This is a genomic window from Nitrospira sp., assembly GCA_016715825.1.
Taxonomy (GTDB): Bacteria; Nitrospirota; Nitrospiria; order Nitrospirales; family Nitrospiraceae; genus Nitrospira_D.
Genome location: JADJXO010000005.1, coordinates 26,308 through 40,885 on the forward strand (window position 1 = coordinate 26,308; position 14,578 = coordinate 40,885).

Consider the following 14,578-nt stretch of genomic DNA (forward strand, 5'->3'; position numbering starts at 1 on the left):
TTCCTTTTCCTGGCTGAGGCGTTGTGACGGACGGCGGAACGGCGTCACGTCATGATCACCATGATGCATCGTGACCGTATCGCACTTGGGATTGCCGCTGCGTCCTTTCTCCTTATCCTGGTCATCGAACAGTTTTCCCCCGCCAATGTCGTCGTCGCGTATGGGTATGTGTTCCCGATCTTGTTAGTCACGACCCTTCGCAGTCGGACCGTCATGCTGGTGACCGTGTTGGCCTGTGTGGCTGGAACCTATTCGGGGCTGCTGCAGCCGACGAAGCCAGGACGATTTCAAGCGGCGGTGATCAATCGGAGTGTTGTTGTCGGCGTCTTGCTCTTGGTGGCCTATCTCGGTATGAGCTGGGAAGAGCGGAAGGCACGGGAGGAGGCGGCACGCGTGGCCTTAGCCAAGGAAACCGAAAACTTACTCAAGGCTAATACCCAGCTGGTGCAGGCAAAAGATCAATTGAATAGGGCGGAGCGGTTAGCCGCTGTAGGACAGCTGGTCGCATCCGTCGCTCATGAGGTGGGCACACCGCTCCACTCAATCGCGTGGCATGTCCAGGGACTGGGAGAGGAGCCAGGAGTGACCCCGGAGATGAGGAGGCGGATCGCCATCATCGACGAGCAACTTGGGCGGGTCGTGAGGATCATCCAGGACTTGCTGTCGTCCACTCGGCAGCGTCAACCGGACCCTCAGTGGTGCACTGTCGAGGACGTCGTCAACCCAGCGGCGGCCTTACTGGATCCGGCGTTTCATGCAAAGGAGATCACACTAACCATTTCAATTCCTGAAGATTTGCCGCTGGTCTGGGCCGATCAGGAAAAGATTCACCAGGTCTTAGTGAACCTCCTCACGAACGCATTAGTCGCTACCCCTCTAGGAGGAACGGTGATCATCTCCGCTTTCGATCGCGAGGCTACTGCGGCGGAGCAAGAGTGTGGGGCACGAGTGGCCGATCAAGCCTCTCCATGGGTGCTGGTCCTTGCGGTTCAGGATACTGGATGCGGGATGCGGGAGGTTGACGCAGAAAAAGCCTTTGAGCCGTTTTTTACAACCAAAGCAGTTGGAAAGGGGACCGGCTTGGGGCTATTCTTGAGCCGCGAGACGGTGGTGGCTCACGGTGGGAGCCTGGAGCTGGCCAGCGAGGTTGGTTGTGGGACCACTGTGACGATGACGTTACCCGCGAAGCGAACTGATCCGGCTCATTCGACGGAGGGAGCATGATGCAACCAGCGACGATCCTGGTAGCCGATGACGACGCGGTTGCACGTGAGCTCTTGGCGGAGGCGTTGAGGAAAGAAGGCCATCACGTGGAAGCTTTTTCCAGTGGAGAGGCCGTTATTGCGCGTGGACGTCAAGGCCTGGTTGATTTGGTGTTGACCGATATTCGTATGGGAGCCGTGGATGGGCTGACGGTCCTACGAGAATTCAAACGCACGAACCCCAATACCGTGGTTGTGGTGTTGACGGCCTTCGGTTCACTGGAAGGTGCGATTGAGGCGATTAGGCAGGGTGCCTATGACTATCTGGCTAAACCATTCAAAAAAGAGGACATCACGCTCGTCGTCAAACGAGGACTGGATCACTGTCGACTTCTTCGAGAGAATGCGCGGTTTCGACAGGAGTTGAAGAGCAAGGAGGAATGGTCCTCGTTAGTGGGAAGCAGTCCGGCGATGTTAGAGGTCTATACGCTGGTGGCGCGTGTGGCCAACGGCAAGAGCACAGTTCTCTTGCAGGGAGAGAGCGGAACCGGAAAAGAGCTCATCGCCCGGGCCATTCATACGAACGGCCCGCGTCGTGATAAGCCGTTCATCCCCGTCAATTGCGGTGCATTGCCCGATACACTCTTGGAGTCCGAGATGTTCGGATATGAAAAAGGTGCCTTCACTGGGGCGGTGGGAACCAAGATTGGGCTCTTTGAGTCGGCCAATGAAGGAACGCTCTTTCTCGACGAGATCGGTGAGCTAGGCCAGGGGTTGCAAGTGAAGCTGTTACGGGTGATGCAAGACCAGGAAGTTCGCCGAGTCGGAGGCACCACCTCCACCAGAGTCGATGTTCGCATCATTGCCGCAACCAACCGGGATCTTGAACAGCTCGTGAAAGAAGGAAAGTTTAGGAATGACCTCTTCTATCGGTTGGAAGTCGTTCCCATTACGCTGCCGTCATTGGTTGAACGGCGGGAAGATATCCCAATGCTGGTCCATCATTTTTTGCAGAAGTGTTCTGCGGGGATGGAACATGCGGTGTGTGGGGTTCTACCGGAAACGATGGCACTCTTGATCGACTATCGGTGGCCGGGCAACGTGCGAGAGCTTGAAAATGTGATTGAGCGGGCTGTGTCGTTGAGTCATGGCCCCGTCCTGACGCCGGAAGACTTGCCGAAAGGGATTCGGCAAGGAGCGTTGACAGAAAGCAAGACGCGGCTTCCCACCAGTTCTCACGATGAGGCCTCCCTGACCCTGGAGGAAGTAGAGAAGAGGCACCTCATTCGCGTACTCAAAGAAACAAATAAAAATAAGGTGAAGGCGGCAAAAGTACTTGGAATAGACAGACGCACCCTCTATCGAATGGCCGAACGCTTTGGCCTCGATCTAGGAGAGGAGGCTGAAGGAACAGAGGAGAAAGAACCGACCTAGTTAGTTCTTTGCCCCGTAAAACGTCTCCGTCGTGTAGGTGCTCGGAACGATTTTCAACTCGTTCTTGATGAGACGAAGCTTGTTTTCTGCGCTTTGAGGAACCTGTGGTTCTGTAGGTCCCCAACCGTCGAACATGGTTTGTTTACCCTCCGACGACACTTGGAGGTGCAGTCTGGTGGTCTGGTCTGTTTCTGGAGTCACGGAGGCTTCTGCACGGCTCCTGACAACCCCAAACCGACCTCTCACGAGCCAATCCCAAATGCTGGGCTGCTCGCCACGGTAGCCGGTGTCAAGCTGAGCACCGTCCTTCCACTCTACATCATAGTTGTCGTCTTTGAGGACTTTTGAGACCGCAGCTCTGACCTGATCCGCCGGGGCTGGTAACGTCACATCGACGACATCTGGTTCGACAGGGCGCTGAACACTGCTACATCCAAAGGCAAATACGGTGAGGGCGACAATGGCGAGACAGTCCTTTCGGATCATTTTGTTCTGGCCTCCTTCAGACGGTAGACGAGATGGGTATCAGTTTGCGTCACTCCATCTATACGATGGATACGGCTCAAAACCAATTGGGTCAGGGCGTCCTGGTCGGGAATGTCTACGATAGCGATAATATCAGGCTTACCCCAACAAGGATCGATCGTTTTGATCTCTTTAATGTCCTTGAGAGCATTAACAACTGCCGATGTCTGCCCAGGCTGCACATTAATCAGCACATAAGCCCGATCCGACATAGAACAATCTCCGGGAGCCGGACCGTGAATCGTATACGGGATCGCCCCGGAAGTGGGCTGCTTTATAGCAAAGTCAGTCTGGCCTGTCAATACAGGTTTAGCTTTGCCGGGTTTTGAAGGGAATGTGGAAGGCGGGACCGCTTTTAAGTTTGATTTTGCCATGATCTTCACTTTGGCGCAACAAGCACTTCGACCCGGCAGTGCTCGCTGACGCTGGTTAGGGTGGTCTCCAGTCGCTTCGGGCTCCCGATGCGACCTTCTGGGTCGTACATGAAACAAAACAAGGTTGAGCCTCGCCCCTGGGCTCGGTAATAGGCAGAGTCCGCTGTGACCTGATCGGCCAGTTCCTTCGCGCTCAATCCAGATCGAGTTTTCTTGGCGACGACCGCGATTTGATCCCTATTGATGAGGAGCATCGTCCGTGGCGTACCCTCGGTATATGGTGGGGTCCACTCCTCGGTGGCCACCTCGTCGAACTCCATCTTCAGCAATGCGCACAAGAGGTCCTGCACGTCATGATCGTCCTCAATCTCAAGCGTCGGCCGATAGTCGCGGCGAAGGCGTAGTTGGCGGGCGACGGAATGGAGGCGCAAACAGACTTTCCGCACGAGCTGGAGCGGATCTTGGTCCACCTCGGGTTCCATCGAACGGGGGGGTGGGCCGGTTGGGCCAGTCGAGCTTCTGTCAGGCGATGGGTCCTGAGGCGTGGACGCGAGAGAAAAATGGGTCTCGGCGCGTGTCGGAGGACTTGGTGCTGGTACCGTGACAGTCGGCTGGGACGACATCGTTGAGACTGGTTGTGTCGGTATGGGATCAGGTGGTGCCGACGCCACCTCCACTGGTGGGGTGGGCATCGAGAGCGTCGGTTGGGCAGCCGGAGGTGGTGCCGGTGCGGGTAACGGAGAGGACGTTGGTGTAATACTCGAAGAGGCAACAGGGGCAATCGGCATTGTTGTTGGTGTCGACGGAGGGACTGGTGTCGGCGTGGGGGGTGGTGCCGATACCGGCTCTATCGGTGCGGTGTGATTCGGTATCGGAGTTGGCGTAAACGCGTTTGGGTCGGCTGGTTGCGAATGAGATATCGGGGCGGCTGGTGCACTTGATGGTCCTGCATCTTTGAGCAGGGCTGTTGCGAATGTGGCCGGCGGAGCGGCCTGCGTGGGAACAGGTGGCGTAGGTGGGACCAGCGCCATCCGTGCGGTGTTGTTGAGAGGCGCCTCAGGCGGTAGGTCAGGCTTGGGTGCCGGCTTCAGTCCTTGGAGCTCAAGTTTCCGGTCCTCAAGGGTGTGGATCAGACCCGTTATGACTGCGAGGCTTCGAGCGACGTCGGCCTTGTCCGCCGTCCGAATTTTGAAATTCCGGTGTGTTTGAAATTCTTGGGAACGTTCGCCGAAGGTCTGTCGCAGGCACTCACGAAATTGCAGCTCAGCTTTACTTTGGGCGGCATCGCGATAGGGGAATCCCTCTTGGCTGATGTCGTGAATCGTGGCGACAACCTCTTGGAATTTTGTGATTCCAAGCGTGATCTCTTCGAGTGGAGATGTTTTCGGTCGGGATCGTTGTTGTTCCGCCGCGCGCGCTCGAGCCATGGGTATGTGAAAAAAGTCTAACTGAGGGTCAGGGACCTGGCAAGAAAACAACGGGTTTTGACGAGGAGCGCGATGGCATCATGCCTCGACTCGTGAGTGGAAGCGTGATCGTAATGGGCGCGAAGTACTGGCTTGTTGAAGCAGCGGTCCTTTTTTTAAGAACACGCGATTCAGGTTCCTCATTGCGCGGGACTTTGGGACAGCGTCAGCCGGTCCTCGAGCTAGAGTCACGAAGCGGAGTCAGACTCCCATCGCATGGTCAACTCGAAGCACAAGCCGGTCATGGTCTCTGTTTGAGGATCCTTCTCCCACACCAGCCCGGCTGGTCTTATCCAAGACTGTGTCGTAGTGGAACGCGGCCAGTACTGCGAACGGTTGTGAAGAAGAGTTATGGGTTGTGCCAGTCCCGGATGACCTCGGCGAGCAACTCGTCTGTCATCGGCGGCGGGGTGTCGGAGCTGCTCCTTGCCATATAGCCGAGGAGGCACATTCCCGCGGCCAATGCCGTCATCCCCATCGTTTTGGGCCCCGGGAGGTGCATGAAGCTCCGTCAGGTGAGTTCGGTCACGTAGGCTTCTCAGGTGCTGAACTGGGCCAGAGAAATAGGATGGCCGCGACGACCACGTAGGCTATCGAGATATACCATAAGGACTCGAACTCAACCGACGCGGCAAAAAAAACCACCTCCGAAATCGCGGCGCCGACGATCAACATGAGTAATCCAAGCCAATTGAACCAACGCATCCTCATGCATGGCCCCCTTTGGTTGATAGTGCTTGTGTGGGTGAGTAGGGATTGTAGGCAATCGCCAAGGGAAATGGCTAGAGGGGCCTACTCCATCGAGAGCTCTCTACACATGGGACGGTATGGAATAGAGGATCGCCAACAACGTGAACCGAGCAAAGAATGGGGTAGGGTAGATGAAACCGCCGGAGCAAGTTGCGTTGGACGACGAGGGTGACAGGTGAGGTTGACCTACCACCGCAATGAAGAGCGGTTTTGACGGATGAGGCGTCGGGTCACACGACGTGCGGTATAAAAATAACAAAGACACTGAAGGGTTTTATCCGCGCGCCCAGTTAAGATTCGACGATGAAAAGCGCGCGGGACAAGCGAGCTTGGTTTGGTGCCCCCGATACGAATTGAACGTACGACCCGCGGTTTAGGAAACCGCTGCTCTATCCAACTGAGCTACGGGGGCAAGGCCAAATTTCAATGACTTACACTTCTACAGACTCTCGGTCTTCGGGTCAAGTGTTCCCGGCGTGTTCTCTTGAAGGTATTTTTGGACTTTCAGCGCTGCCTGAACTAAATCGCGTTCCTCAATCGCATTATAGCGCTTCCACATCTTCTCAGACTTATGACCCACGATTTTCATCGCGGTTGCTGTGTCTACTCCAGCTCGTCGCAAATTGGTAGATGCACAATGTCGAAGATCATGAAACCTAAAGTCTGTAATTCCAGCAGCTTTCAAGGTTGTGCGAAAAGATCGGCTGATGCGTTGGATGGGTTTGCCTCTGAACGTGAAAACATGACGTGTGGAAAGTGAACGGATTTTCGATAGGCGTTGAAGAGCCACTCGTACGTCCGGAGTCATTGGGACTTGGCGAGGCTTCTTAGTCTTTGTATCCTGACTACGGAGTTTAATAAAACCCCGCTTGAGATCAACACGGTCCCATGTCAGTCCGATAATCTCACCAAATCGCTGGCCCAACTGATAGGCGAGTAATAAGATAGGCTTTAGATGTCCCTTTGCGACACCGTAGAGTTTGCTCCATTCTTCTTCAGTCAAGACCCTGTCTCTGGTATTCTGTGGATCGGGAAGTGGAACTCTGCTAGCGGAGTTGACCTGTAAGAGTCCTCTTCTGATTGCCACGTTCAAACAATGTTTGAGTACAACATGGTCATTGTTAACAGTCTGGACGGTGGGCTTTGTTCCATCCTTCTTCGTACGTTGTGCTCGGAAGGCTTCGACATCATGAGGCCTAATCTCCGTTAAGACCTTTCCACCGAAGTAAGGGATCAGCTGCCGTTCCATGATTTCGAGTCGATCTTGATAGCTGCGGAGCGTCTTGACTGATTCGAGCTCCAGGTAAGCGGTTGCCCATTCCTTGAAGAGGATGGGCTTGGCCTGTTCGGTTTTCTCGCGGCCCAGGAGTAATCGTGTTTTGATCGCGGCTTCCATCTCGCGAGCGGCCGTCTTATTCAGACACCCTACTTTCCATCGCTTCTTTTTAGCACCGGGTACGCCACTTGCCAGGCTCCACGATTTGCCGTCCTCACTTTCGATCACACGGAACTCTACATAGTAACTATCGCGCCGCTTGGTTAGTCCCATGGCTTTCTCTCCGTGGTGTGATCGTGTGCTGATCGATCCATGCGTCCAGCTGAGTCTGTTTAAACTTCACAAGGCGCCCAATTTTGACGTAACCCAGTTTTCTCGTAGAGACCCATCCGTACAGAGTCAATTTTGAGATACCTAAATACTTCGCGGCTTCATCCATTGTCAAAAGATGGTTCATGGAGCTCTAGACTGACCTTTCCTTTATGCTCTACCAAGTGAGGTCGAGTGAGCCGACACACACCTTCATACAAATTTTAGAAGTGGCACTTATGAGAGAGTTCGGAAGTTTTGACCATACCGACAAGGTAGGGGAGGCGGCTCAAAGGAAGGAACTGCAATGTCTGATACGCCCGCGTGAACAGAGACCCCTAAGCATTTCATATATTTCGTTTATTGCGTTTATTTCGATTGACTGCTATACTTCCTAGCAAGAGAGAGGAGTGAAGCCATGACAACTTTGACCAGAGAACCAATTGTGCCGACCGCTGAGGATGCAGCGCTCGCGAAAAAAGCGCTACAAGCGCTCGCATCGCATCCAGACCCATTCATAGATCTCCACTTTCAGATTATTCAGAAGCGGAAGACGCCTGAGCGTCTATTGTTGCCTCCTTCGGCTGTGCAACTCCTATTCACCATCCTTGACGAAATGTCGGCGGGTAATGCTGTCACACTGATTCCGGTTCATGCCGAACTCACGACGCAAGAGGCCGCTGATGTGTTAAATGTGTCGCGTCCGTTCCTCGTGCATCTGTTAGACGAGCAGAAAATCCCCTACCGCAAGGTTGGCACCCACCGGCGCATTCTCTTCGCGGATCTCATGCGCTACAAACATCAGATCGATGCGGACCGTCGTGGTGTCCTCGATCAACTGACTCAAGATTCGCAAGCGCTGAAGATGGGCTATTGAATGTGGCCACCTTCACTGCGCTCTACGATGCGTGCGTCCTGTATCCAGCTCCTCTTCGAGATCTACTCCTTGAACTAGCTGTAACGGATCTGTTTCGCGCCAAATGGTCCTCGCAGATTCATGACGAGTGGATGCGGGCGGTACTTGAGCATCGATCAGATCTCACCGTCGCGCAGCTCCGGCGCACGAGAGACCTTATGGACGAGCATGCTCGCGACTGCCTCGTCGTGGATTTTGAGGAGTTGATTCCGTCCCTCACCCTACCAGACTCGAATGATCGGCATGTCCTGGCAGCAGCCATTCGCGGGAGGGCCGACGTCATCGTCACTTATAATCTCACGGACTTTCCCGATAAGGAACTCCAGAAATACGGCATCACGCCCCAACATCCCGATGAATTTCTACTGCACCTTTTCAATCTGGCACCGAGTATCGTCTGCGCTGCTGCAAGAACGCATCGGGCAAGGCTCAAAAATCCTCCCAAGACCACGGTCGAATACATCGAGACGCTTGAACGCCAGTTCTTGACACAATTCGTGGCGGCCCTTCGTCCCTATGCCGTTCGTCTTTGATCTGCCCCTCTCTTGCATCGGAATGTTCGTGCTTCCCCGGCAAGCTCGCGAGAGTCGTTCAGCCTGCCGCTTGATTCAGCAAACATAAGACGCCTAGTTGCGTTGCCTGCTGGACGACAGCCGCGTCAAACTCGAGGCCGATCCGTTATGCGCCATTCACATCGACAAGCGAGCGAGCGTGGGTCATTAGGTGAACACAGGGACCTATATGCCTCGAGTCCATGTTTTGATCGTGCTGTGCTCTCCGTATGTGTGAACCGGCTTGGGGATTGTTGCCTGTGTGCATCCGGCCTTCGCTCTGGCTTTCCTCCAGCGGGCTGCGTCGATCATGCCCGCGGGCCGCCTCTGAGGCAGCTCTCTTACGCGGGCATTCCTCCGCATTGCGCCCGCCGGCTCGCCAAGATGCCGCAGCCTCTCTGTCTCCTTTGTCGTCGCTGTGTGGCCTCCACGCCTAGTGAGAGGCCAACACATCAACTCAAACCAAAGGAGACAACACATGGCAACTCATGACAAAAAATCCAAGCCGGTCACCACCCTTCGATGCAGCCGCATCAAGGCGACCATCTGGAAGAACGAGGGCATGAACGGCCCGTTCTATAACGTGACCGTCGCCCGCTCGTACAAGAGCCAGGATGGAGTCTGGAAGAATTCGGAATCCTTCGGCCTGGCGGATCTAGACGCGCTCGTGGCTGTTGCCCAGCAGGCGAAACTCTGGGTCATTGAGCGGTCGGATCGCTGATCGTCGCGGGAAGCCTCCGGCCCTCGCGCCGGGGGCTTCCTGTACCCAAAGAAAGGAAACAGGACGATGACCAGTTATCAGGAATTTGCGACGCGTCTCGATCAGTTGCGCGGCGGCCTCCAAGCCGTCCGCATCACGGTGTTTCACTACATGCCCCTCTCGGTCGAGGAGATTGGATACAGTGAGGAGGGATACCGACTAGTGTCTCTCTGTCATTATGGTAAACAGAACGGCGATCTGATGCGCGATCCCGCTATGGGGTTCTTGTTTCACAATTGTCAAGATGATATGGCTGCCGACCCCATTTCGTTCAGGAACGATTATCTGGGACTCTCGCAAGAAGTTTATCGGTATAACGAAGCGGGTAGGCGCACTCACGTGTTTCCCACAGTAAAACAGGAATTGAAGAAGTTTACCAAGATCTGGTTTGCCACGCACAGAGATCAGGGATTCTTTCGGGACACCGTAATTCGCGAAATTGTGTCGCTGTGATCTCGTCAACGCATTTCAGGAGGCATAATGTGATGAGATCATGTGCCGTAACGGAATATTCAACCAGTGAGGCTTACTGCTTGGTTCCGATAAAAACCAGGCTGCTGGTCCTGGAACTGTTAAGGGCTGCACTGTACAGCCGATGTGTGGCTGCATCGTAAAAGGCCACTCCGGCGACCGTCTCGGTGTCATAGGGACAGGCGCCACCACCGAATGTCACGGTGTGATGAAAGACCTTGCCCATTGTACGAGGAGACAATGTTCCAGCAAAGGTGCATCCATCTGATAAGTGACCCGAAACCGTACCGGCTGACTCTACGGTAACCGAGACCGTATGGTGGTCAGCCCGGAGTCCAGCATAGTTCCCGACCACTAGATTCAGTTTGGGAGCCGACTCAGACTCCGCATCGTACGCAGTCGTAAAATTCTCTGTGTCGCCATTGAAGTAAGTGATTGTTCCACGAAAACTCTTTGCCAGCACATAGGTGCCATTCATCGTCGCAGTGCGAATGCCCGCACCTTCAAAATTGAAATCCCTAGTGTTCGAGGAACCGAAGGAGCCGGAGTGAGAGGTTCCAGTGCCCTGAACCAGTTCAGCCAGGATGGTGGATTGGTCCCTTGCCGTATAGAAGACCCAATATGAACCATCATCGAGGACCAGTCCGCGGACCATACGTCTGGTGTGAGTCGTGCCAGTCCATCGTCCTTCCGCTGATGAGCCCGTGGGCTGCGGCATCGAAGACGGGTGACTTTCGCCATACTCGCCTCCGCCCCCACAGGCGACAGACACGAACCCGCTATCGAAGCAGTTGGTCAAACTGCCACAAGCAATGAGTCCAGTCACCAAACACAGTGCCAGAAGGCATCTCATCGTGTTAGGCCAAGTCGTGCGCATGGTTGAGGCCTTGTTCCGAGAGCAAAGAGTGTGCAGCTTTTTCAGTATAACAAGAGGGTACTCCCCCTCCATTGGGGTAAAGAAACCGGTCAACGCGGTGCGAGACGATGTCGGTATGGCCGCCTTGAAAGAGGCTTGATTGACCATTGATTCAGGTTCGGTGGTGGCGTTTTTAGAAGGGTGAAAGAGGGCGGTTTTAGGAGGTTGCAGGATATGGCTTTAGCCCGTAGTTGTCTTACATCTCTTCTATTCCTTTCCCGATGTTCTTTGACCCGTCGATCACCGCGCTCAGACTCTTTTCTGATGACCGGAATCAGGCACAGCTCGGTGAACGGTGACAGGCACCTCGATTATGTATCTGTGCAGGTGAGCTGATGAAACAGACGGTCAAACGGATCACCACAATTACAGTGGATTTGGGTGAGCTCAAAGCACCCTGGCAGGCCTGGTGTCAGGTCCATGGCGTCACGCCGAGCCATGCGTTGCGGAATGCGCTACGGCAGGCAATGGATCGGAGAGCAAAGTGGACTCCTGCGCCTCGCCTGGGGATGAGGCCCAAGCGGGAACGAGCCACCGCTCGCATGGAACTGAACCTGACGACCTCAGAGCTTGCCGCGCTGAAACGGATGGCCGAGCACGAAGGCTACGTGCCGACGAAATGGGTGGTGGCGATGGTACGCGCTAAGTTAACGGGGCAGCCGCAGGTCGGCCAGCCAGAATTGGAAACATTGGCCCGGTCGAATCAACAACTCCTCGCCTTGGGAAGAAATCTGAACCAGATTGCGAAAGTCCTGAATACTACGCCTGAAAATAAAACAGCCTTTCGGGGTGAAATCGTCACCGAACTTTCTCGAGTGATCCAGGCCCATGCGAAGAAGGTGTCGGATGTCTTACGCGGGACCGTGGAGCGATGGCACATTCAATGATCCCTCCAACTAACGAGATCGACGAGAAGCTCGATGAGTGGGGAAGTCGGCTCTTCAATGTCTCAACGGAGTCCCTACCGCGGCCTCATAGAAGTAAGCGCAATGCTCTTGGCTCTCTCACACCCGTAAGGACCGGCGGGCCGCTCAGCACGCCGCAGGCACGCGCGACCTATGTGAGGCAGAAACTGCAGGCCATGGTTCGCCGTGCCCCACAAGTGGTGGTAAAACTCGTCAAGGCACCGAAGGGTATGAAGGGTATCTCAAACAACCTCACGTACATTTCGCGTGATGGTCAACTCCAGATCGAGGATCAAGACGGCCAGGTAATTCTCGGGAAGGACGCCGTAGCCGATCTGAAAGCCGAATGGCGCGATGGCGGGATACCGATCGCGATGAATTCCACTATGCGCGATGCCTTTCATCTCGTCCTCTCCATGCCGACACGGACCGATCCGTTGTCGGTGCAACGGGCGGCCCGCGACTTCGCGAAGCGGGAGTTCTCAGGGTTTCAATACGCCATGGTACTCCATACGTTTGAGACCGACCCAGATCCGACCCCATCTCCGCACCCGCACGTCCACTTGACGGTCAAAGCTGCGGGCCTCAATGGAGTCCGCTTGAATCCGCGAAAGGCTGATTTGCAACGATGGCGGGAGGGGTTTGCGGAGGCTTTACGCGACCATGGGATTGAAGCCACGACCACAAGCCGTATTCATCGCACCGCGCATGAAAGGTGGACAGTGCGCCATTTGTATGATGGACCTACGAGAGAGAGCGTGCTGGAGCGGATGAAACGCGCCACGCGTCGAAATGGACAAGCTCAGGAAGTTATGCGGAATTATGAGCAAGTGATGAGAGCTTTAGCTCGGTCAGAGCGTGGAGAGGATCGGCAACTGGCTGCAGATTTGGTCCGCTACTTGAGTGAGCGGTTGCGGGGTGTCTCGAAGGATCGTTCGCCAGAGCGAGACCGGTCATCATAAGGTGCTGGGGACTCCAGCACTACATCCATGCCTCGTGTACCTTAACATTCCGAAAGCGGACTGCTATCTGGATCGTTCTCGAGCTCAACGTCATATAAACAAAAGCCGGTCATCTCGCCTTCGCCCGCTGCTCAGCTGGAATCTGAAGGGCTAGCCTCTCCAATACCTGTCTTGCAAGAAGACAGCTTATTCTCCTTGTGAACTTTCTATCAAATGGGCGAGGCAACATATCCCACATACACCGGAGGCGGTGAAAAAGCGGAGATTCTGGATGCGTCTTCTAGATAAACTCTGGTAATTAAACAGAAGGTGACTTCGTTTGGGAGTGGAAGTATTCTGATGACCAATATCAATTTTGTTCGATTGGTAGAAAACATAAGCGAAGGATAAGTGGAGGGGCATACATATGAGGACGCTCATTGCAAAGCTCACCGGGCACGACAGCTCCGCCCCCAGATGCTTTCTTGACGATCTCGATCAAAATGATTTTTGGGCAAGACACAAGATCGGAGTAAGCCAACTAAATGAAATCCTTCTTGCTTTCGCATATGAGACTGTGACGAGCGATTTCTTTGATCGATTCTTTTCTGCAGGGGCTGCTGCAAAGGGAGTGACGCGGGAAGAGTTTGAGCTTGGCATTGAAAGTTTTCAAAAAGTGGCATTACTTAAATACGGAAATATCAAGTTTGGCTTCAAAGCCTTGTGCCAGATGAGAACAAGCGAGCTTGAACAAGAGTTGAAAGACCTGAGTCCAATTGATGAAACCCTTTTCAATCAACGGCCACAGCCGTTGCGTTCAGTAGCCTCGATTGATCCGAAAGAAACCTATTTTCTTGGGCATGTAACTGGAGACGCCATCGAAAAGGGGCATGACGAAGACAGAAAAACTCGCATGAAGCAGGTGCGGGAGGTAGGGCGGGATAATCTTCACGTCTACCTCTGTAGCGATGAAATGGACGTGTATGTTGCGACTTCCATGAGGGACATCGAAGACTTCTATTTTGTCGGCACCGTCACCAAACGGCTTTTCGAAAAGCCAGAGTTGGCTGATTTGAAACTTAGATATTTTGACCCTACCCAGTCGTTTTGTGAGGATCGCATAGAAAAAGGGCTGGTCGAAAGTCTGATGCTTCGTCGAGCCAAATGCACGGTCTATTGTGCCCAAACTACAGAAACCCTGGGGAAGGACTCTGAGCTTGCGGTCACACTGGCTCAAGGTAAACCAGTAATCGTCTATGTGCCGCAAATAAAGGATAACGAATCGCGTTATCATGAATTGTGTCAGGATGTGGCCCGAATCCACAGCGTAATTCATGCCTGTTCCGAGGAAGATTATTACAGATCCAAGCTGGTGGAACGTCATGCGAAGAGCCTGATTGGCGAAGGTGAAGCCATGAAAGAATGGGATCGTAGTCGTCTGCAAGATGAGTTGGTTAGGCTCGATGGGGAACAATTTGAACGGAAAGCAGGTCTCCTCAAAGAAAAGCATCCACTTGGTATACAGGTCAACCTCGATACAGGAGTGGCAAATGGGGTGTTGGTTGTTCGCACTTTGACAGAATGTGCTCATATCATGAGGCAGATTGTGACAAACAGGTTGGCACTTAGAATCGAAAGGGATAACAGCGGGAGTCTTCGCCTAGTGGAGGAACGGACCAATTGCACCTACCGGATAATGGTCAGCGATCCCGTTTTGGCGAACTCATTCTGGAATTTTTATAGGCCTTGGATTAGCGAGCGTCGGAGCCGGAGTTAAAGTGT

General features: G+C 54.0%; 18 protein-coding genes and 1 tRNA gene. 11 read left to right on the forward strand and 8 right to left on the reverse strand.

Translation table 11 applies throughout. From position 1 onward, the window contains the following. Positions 1–51: 51 nt before the first annotated feature. Entirely contained in the window at positions 52–1,224 is a 1,173-nt protein-coding gene (locus IPM58_12415) for a hypothetical protein (GenBank protein MBK9307857.1), read from the forward strand. Continuing rightward, a complete protein-coding gene (locus tag IPM58_12420) occupies positions 1,224–2,636 on the forward strand; it encodes a sigma-54-dependent Fis family transcriptional regulator (protein ID MBK9307858.1) in 1,413 nt (470 codons plus the stop codon). Before IPM58_12415 ends, IPM58_12420 begins: the two co-directional genes overlap by 1 nt. Here the strand turns inward: IPM58_12420 and IPM58_12425 are convergent, their stop codons facing one another. The 3 genes from IPM58_12425 to IPM58_12435 all read right to left on the reverse strand — a co-directional run bounded on the left by IPM58_12425 (position 2,637) and on the right by IPM58_12435 (position 4,005). Further along, positions 2,637–3,122 (reverse strand): hypothetical protein, encoded by a 486-nt coding sequence (locus tag IPM58_12425; protein ID MBK9307859.1) that lies wholly within the window; start codon positions 3,120–3,122, stop codon positions 2,637–2,639. Then, positions 3,119–3,373 (reverse strand): Lrp/AsnC ligand binding domain-containing protein, encoded by a 255-nt coding sequence (locus tag IPM58_12430; GenBank protein MBK9307860.1) that lies wholly within the window; start codon positions 3,371–3,373, stop codon positions 3,119–3,121. Before IPM58_12430 ends, IPM58_12425 begins: the two co-directional genes overlap by 4 nt. A gap of 167 nt (positions 3,374–3,540) precedes the next feature. Beyond that, complete coding sequence (locus tag IPM58_12435) at positions 3,541–4,005, reverse strand: hypothetical protein (GenBank protein MBK9307861.1); 465 nt, start codon at positions 4,003–4,005, stop codon at positions 3,541–3,543. A 73-nt stretch (positions 4,006–4,078) separates the two neighbouring features. Between IPM58_12435 and IPM58_12440 the strand changes: the two genes are divergently transcribed. Together IPM58_12440 and IPM58_12445 are read left to right on the forward strand one after the other, a co-directional pair. After that, entirely contained in the window at positions 4,079–4,399 is a 321-nt protein-coding gene (locus tag IPM58_12440) for a hypothetical protein (GenBank protein MBK9307862.1), read from the forward strand. Between the two features lie 230 nt (positions 4,400–4,629). Then, positions 4,630–4,983 carry a hypothetical protein gene (locus IPM58_12445; protein ID MBK9307863.1) on the forward strand — a complete coding sequence of 118 codons (354 nt, stop codon included), beginning with the start codon at positions 4,630–4,632 and terminating at the stop codon, positions 4,981–4,983. A gap of 543 nt (positions 4,984–5,526) precedes the next feature. On the opposite strand, the gene IPM58_12450 is transcribed toward IPM58_12445, so the two are convergent. The 4 genes from IPM58_12450 to IPM58_12465 form a co-directional block, all read right to left on the reverse strand. Beyond that, positions 5,527–5,712 carry a hypothetical protein gene (locus tag IPM58_12450; GenBank protein MBK9307864.1) on the reverse strand — a complete coding sequence of 62 codons (186 nt, stop codon included), beginning with the start codon at positions 5,710–5,712 and terminating at the stop codon, positions 5,527–5,529. Between the two features lie 374 nt (positions 5,713–6,086). Beyond that, positions 6,087–6,163, reverse strand: a tRNA-Arg gene (locus IPM58_12455). A gap of 27 nt (positions 6,164–6,190) precedes the next feature. Continuing rightward, positions 6,191–7,300, reverse strand: coding sequence for a tyrosine-type recombinase/integrase (locus tag IPM58_12460; protein ID MBK9307865.1), 1,110 nt, complete (start codon positions 7,298–7,300; stop codon positions 6,191–6,193). Then, positions 7,275–7,484, reverse strand: coding sequence for a helix-turn-helix domain-containing protein (locus IPM58_12465; protein ID MBK9307866.1), 210 nt, complete (start codon positions 7,482–7,484; stop codon positions 7,275–7,277). Before IPM58_12465 ends, IPM58_12460 begins: the two co-directional genes overlap by 26 nt. Before the next feature lie 270 nt (positions 7,485–7,754). Between IPM58_12465 and IPM58_12470 the strand changes: the two genes are divergently transcribed. The 4 genes from IPM58_12470 (at position 7,755) to IPM58_12485 (ending at position 10,016) form a co-directional block, all read left to right on the forward strand. Next, the gene (locus IPM58_12470) at positions 7,755–8,213 is read left to right on the forward strand and encodes a helix-turn-helix domain-containing protein (GenBank protein ID MBK9307867.1); all 459 of its coding nucleotides are present in this window, start codon (positions 7,755–7,757) and stop codon (positions 8,211–8,213) included. Between the two features lie 2 nt (positions 8,214–8,215). Further along, positions 8,216–8,785 (forward strand): PIN domain-containing protein, encoded by a 570-nt coding sequence (locus IPM58_12475; GenBank protein ID MBK9307868.1) that lies wholly within the window; start codon positions 8,216–8,218, stop codon positions 8,783–8,785. 496 nt (positions 8,786–9,281) lie between these two features. After that, positions 9,282–9,524: a hypothetical protein gene (locus IPM58_12480; GenBank protein MBK9307869.1), complete on the forward strand. Its 243-nt coding sequence runs from the start codon at positions 9,282–9,284 to the stop codon at positions 9,522–9,524. A 66-nt stretch (positions 9,525–9,590) separates the two neighbouring features. Beyond that, on the forward strand, positions 9,591–10,016 hold the full coding sequence (locus tag IPM58_12485; GenBank protein MBK9307870.1) for a hypothetical protein: 426 nt from the start codon (positions 9,591–9,593) through the stop codon (positions 10,014–10,016). Positions 10,017–10,089: 73 nt separating this feature from the next. On the opposite strand, the gene IPM58_12490 is transcribed toward IPM58_12485, so the two are convergent. Beyond that, positions 10,090–10,689 carry a hypothetical protein gene (locus tag IPM58_12490; GenBank protein ID MBK9307871.1) on the reverse strand — a complete coding sequence of 200 codons (600 nt, stop codon included), beginning with the start codon at positions 10,687–10,689 and terminating at the stop codon, positions 10,090–10,092. 596 nt (positions 10,690–11,285) lie between these two features. Here IPM58_12490 and IPM58_12495 point away from each other — a divergent pair. The 3 genes from IPM58_12495 to IPM58_12505 all read left to right on the forward strand — a co-directional run bounded on the left by IPM58_12495 (position 11,286) and on the right by IPM58_12505 (position 14,573). Next, positions 11,286–11,837, forward strand: a complete 552-nt coding sequence (locus tag IPM58_12495; protein ID MBK9307872.1) for a plasmid mobilization relaxosome protein MobC — start codon at positions 11,286–11,288, stop codon at positions 11,835–11,837. Beyond that, positions 11,834–12,817 carry a relaxase/mobilization nuclease domain-containing protein gene (locus IPM58_12500; protein MBK9307873.1) on the forward strand — a complete coding sequence of 328 codons (984 nt, stop codon included), beginning with the start codon at positions 11,834–11,836 and terminating at the stop codon, positions 12,815–12,817. The genes IPM58_12495 and IPM58_12500 overlap by 4 nt, the downstream gene beginning before the upstream one ends. A gap of 406 nt (positions 12,818–13,223) precedes the next feature. Then, on the forward strand, positions 13,224–14,573 hold the full coding sequence (locus tag IPM58_12505) for a hypothetical protein (protein ID MBK9307874.1): 1,350 nt from the start codon (positions 13,224–13,226) through the stop codon (positions 14,571–14,573). Positions 14,574–14,578: the final 5 nt, after the last annotated feature.

Bases quoted from the DNA above. Each gene is read 5' to 3' on its own strand.
- IPM58_12420 (MBK9307858.1), top strand. From the start codon at position 1,224: ATGCAACCAGCGACGATCCTGGTAGCCGATGACGACGCGGTTGCACGT.
- IPM58_12500 (MBK9307873.1), top strand. From the start codon at position 11,834: ATGATCCCTCCAACTAACGAGATCGACGAGAAGCTCGATGAGTGGGGA.
- IPM58_12495 (MBK9307872.1), top strand. From the start codon at position 11,286: ATGAAACAGACGGTCAAACGGATCACCACAATTACAGTGGATTTGGGT.
- IPM58_12490 (MBK9307871.1), bottom strand. From the start codon at position 10,689: ATGGTCCGCGGACTGGTCCTCGATGATGGTTCATATTGGGTCTTCTAT.
- IPM58_12505 (MBK9307874.1), top strand. From the start codon at position 13,224: ATGAGGACGCTCATTGCAAAGCTCACCGGGCACGACAGCTCCGCCCCC.
- IPM58_12450 (MBK9307864.1), bottom strand. From the start codon at position 5,712: ATGAGGATGCGTTGGTTCAATTGGCTTGGATTACTCATGTTGATCGTC.
- IPM58_12485 (MBK9307870.1), top strand. From the start codon at position 9,591: ATGACCAGTTATCAGGAATTTGCGACGCGTCTCGATCAGTTGCGCGGC.
- IPM58_12425 (MBK9307859.1), bottom strand. From the start codon at position 3,122: ATGATCCGAAAGGACTGTCTCGCCATTGTCGCCCTCACCGTATTTGCC.
- IPM58_12460 (MBK9307865.1), bottom strand. From the start codon at position 7,300: ATGGGACTAACCAAGCGGCGCGATAGTTACTATGTAGAGTTCCGTGTG.
- IPM58_12415 (MBK9307857.1), top strand. From the start codon at position 52: ATGATCACCATGATGCATCGTGACCGTATCGCACTTGGGATTGCCGCT.
- IPM58_12465 (MBK9307866.1), bottom strand. From the start codon at position 7,484: ATGAACCATCTTTTGACAATGGATGAAGCCGCGAAGTATTTAGGTATC.
- IPM58_12470 (MBK9307867.1), top strand. From the start codon at position 7,755: ATGACAACTTTGACCAGAGAACCAATTGTGCCGACCGCTGAGGATGCA.
- IPM58_12480 (MBK9307869.1), top strand. From the start codon at position 9,282: ATGGCAACTCATGACAAAAAATCCAAGCCGGTCACCACCCTTCGATGC.
- IPM58_12430 (MBK9307860.1), bottom strand. From the start codon at position 3,373: ATGTCGGATCGGGCTTATGTGCTGATTAATGTGCAGCCTGGGCAGACA.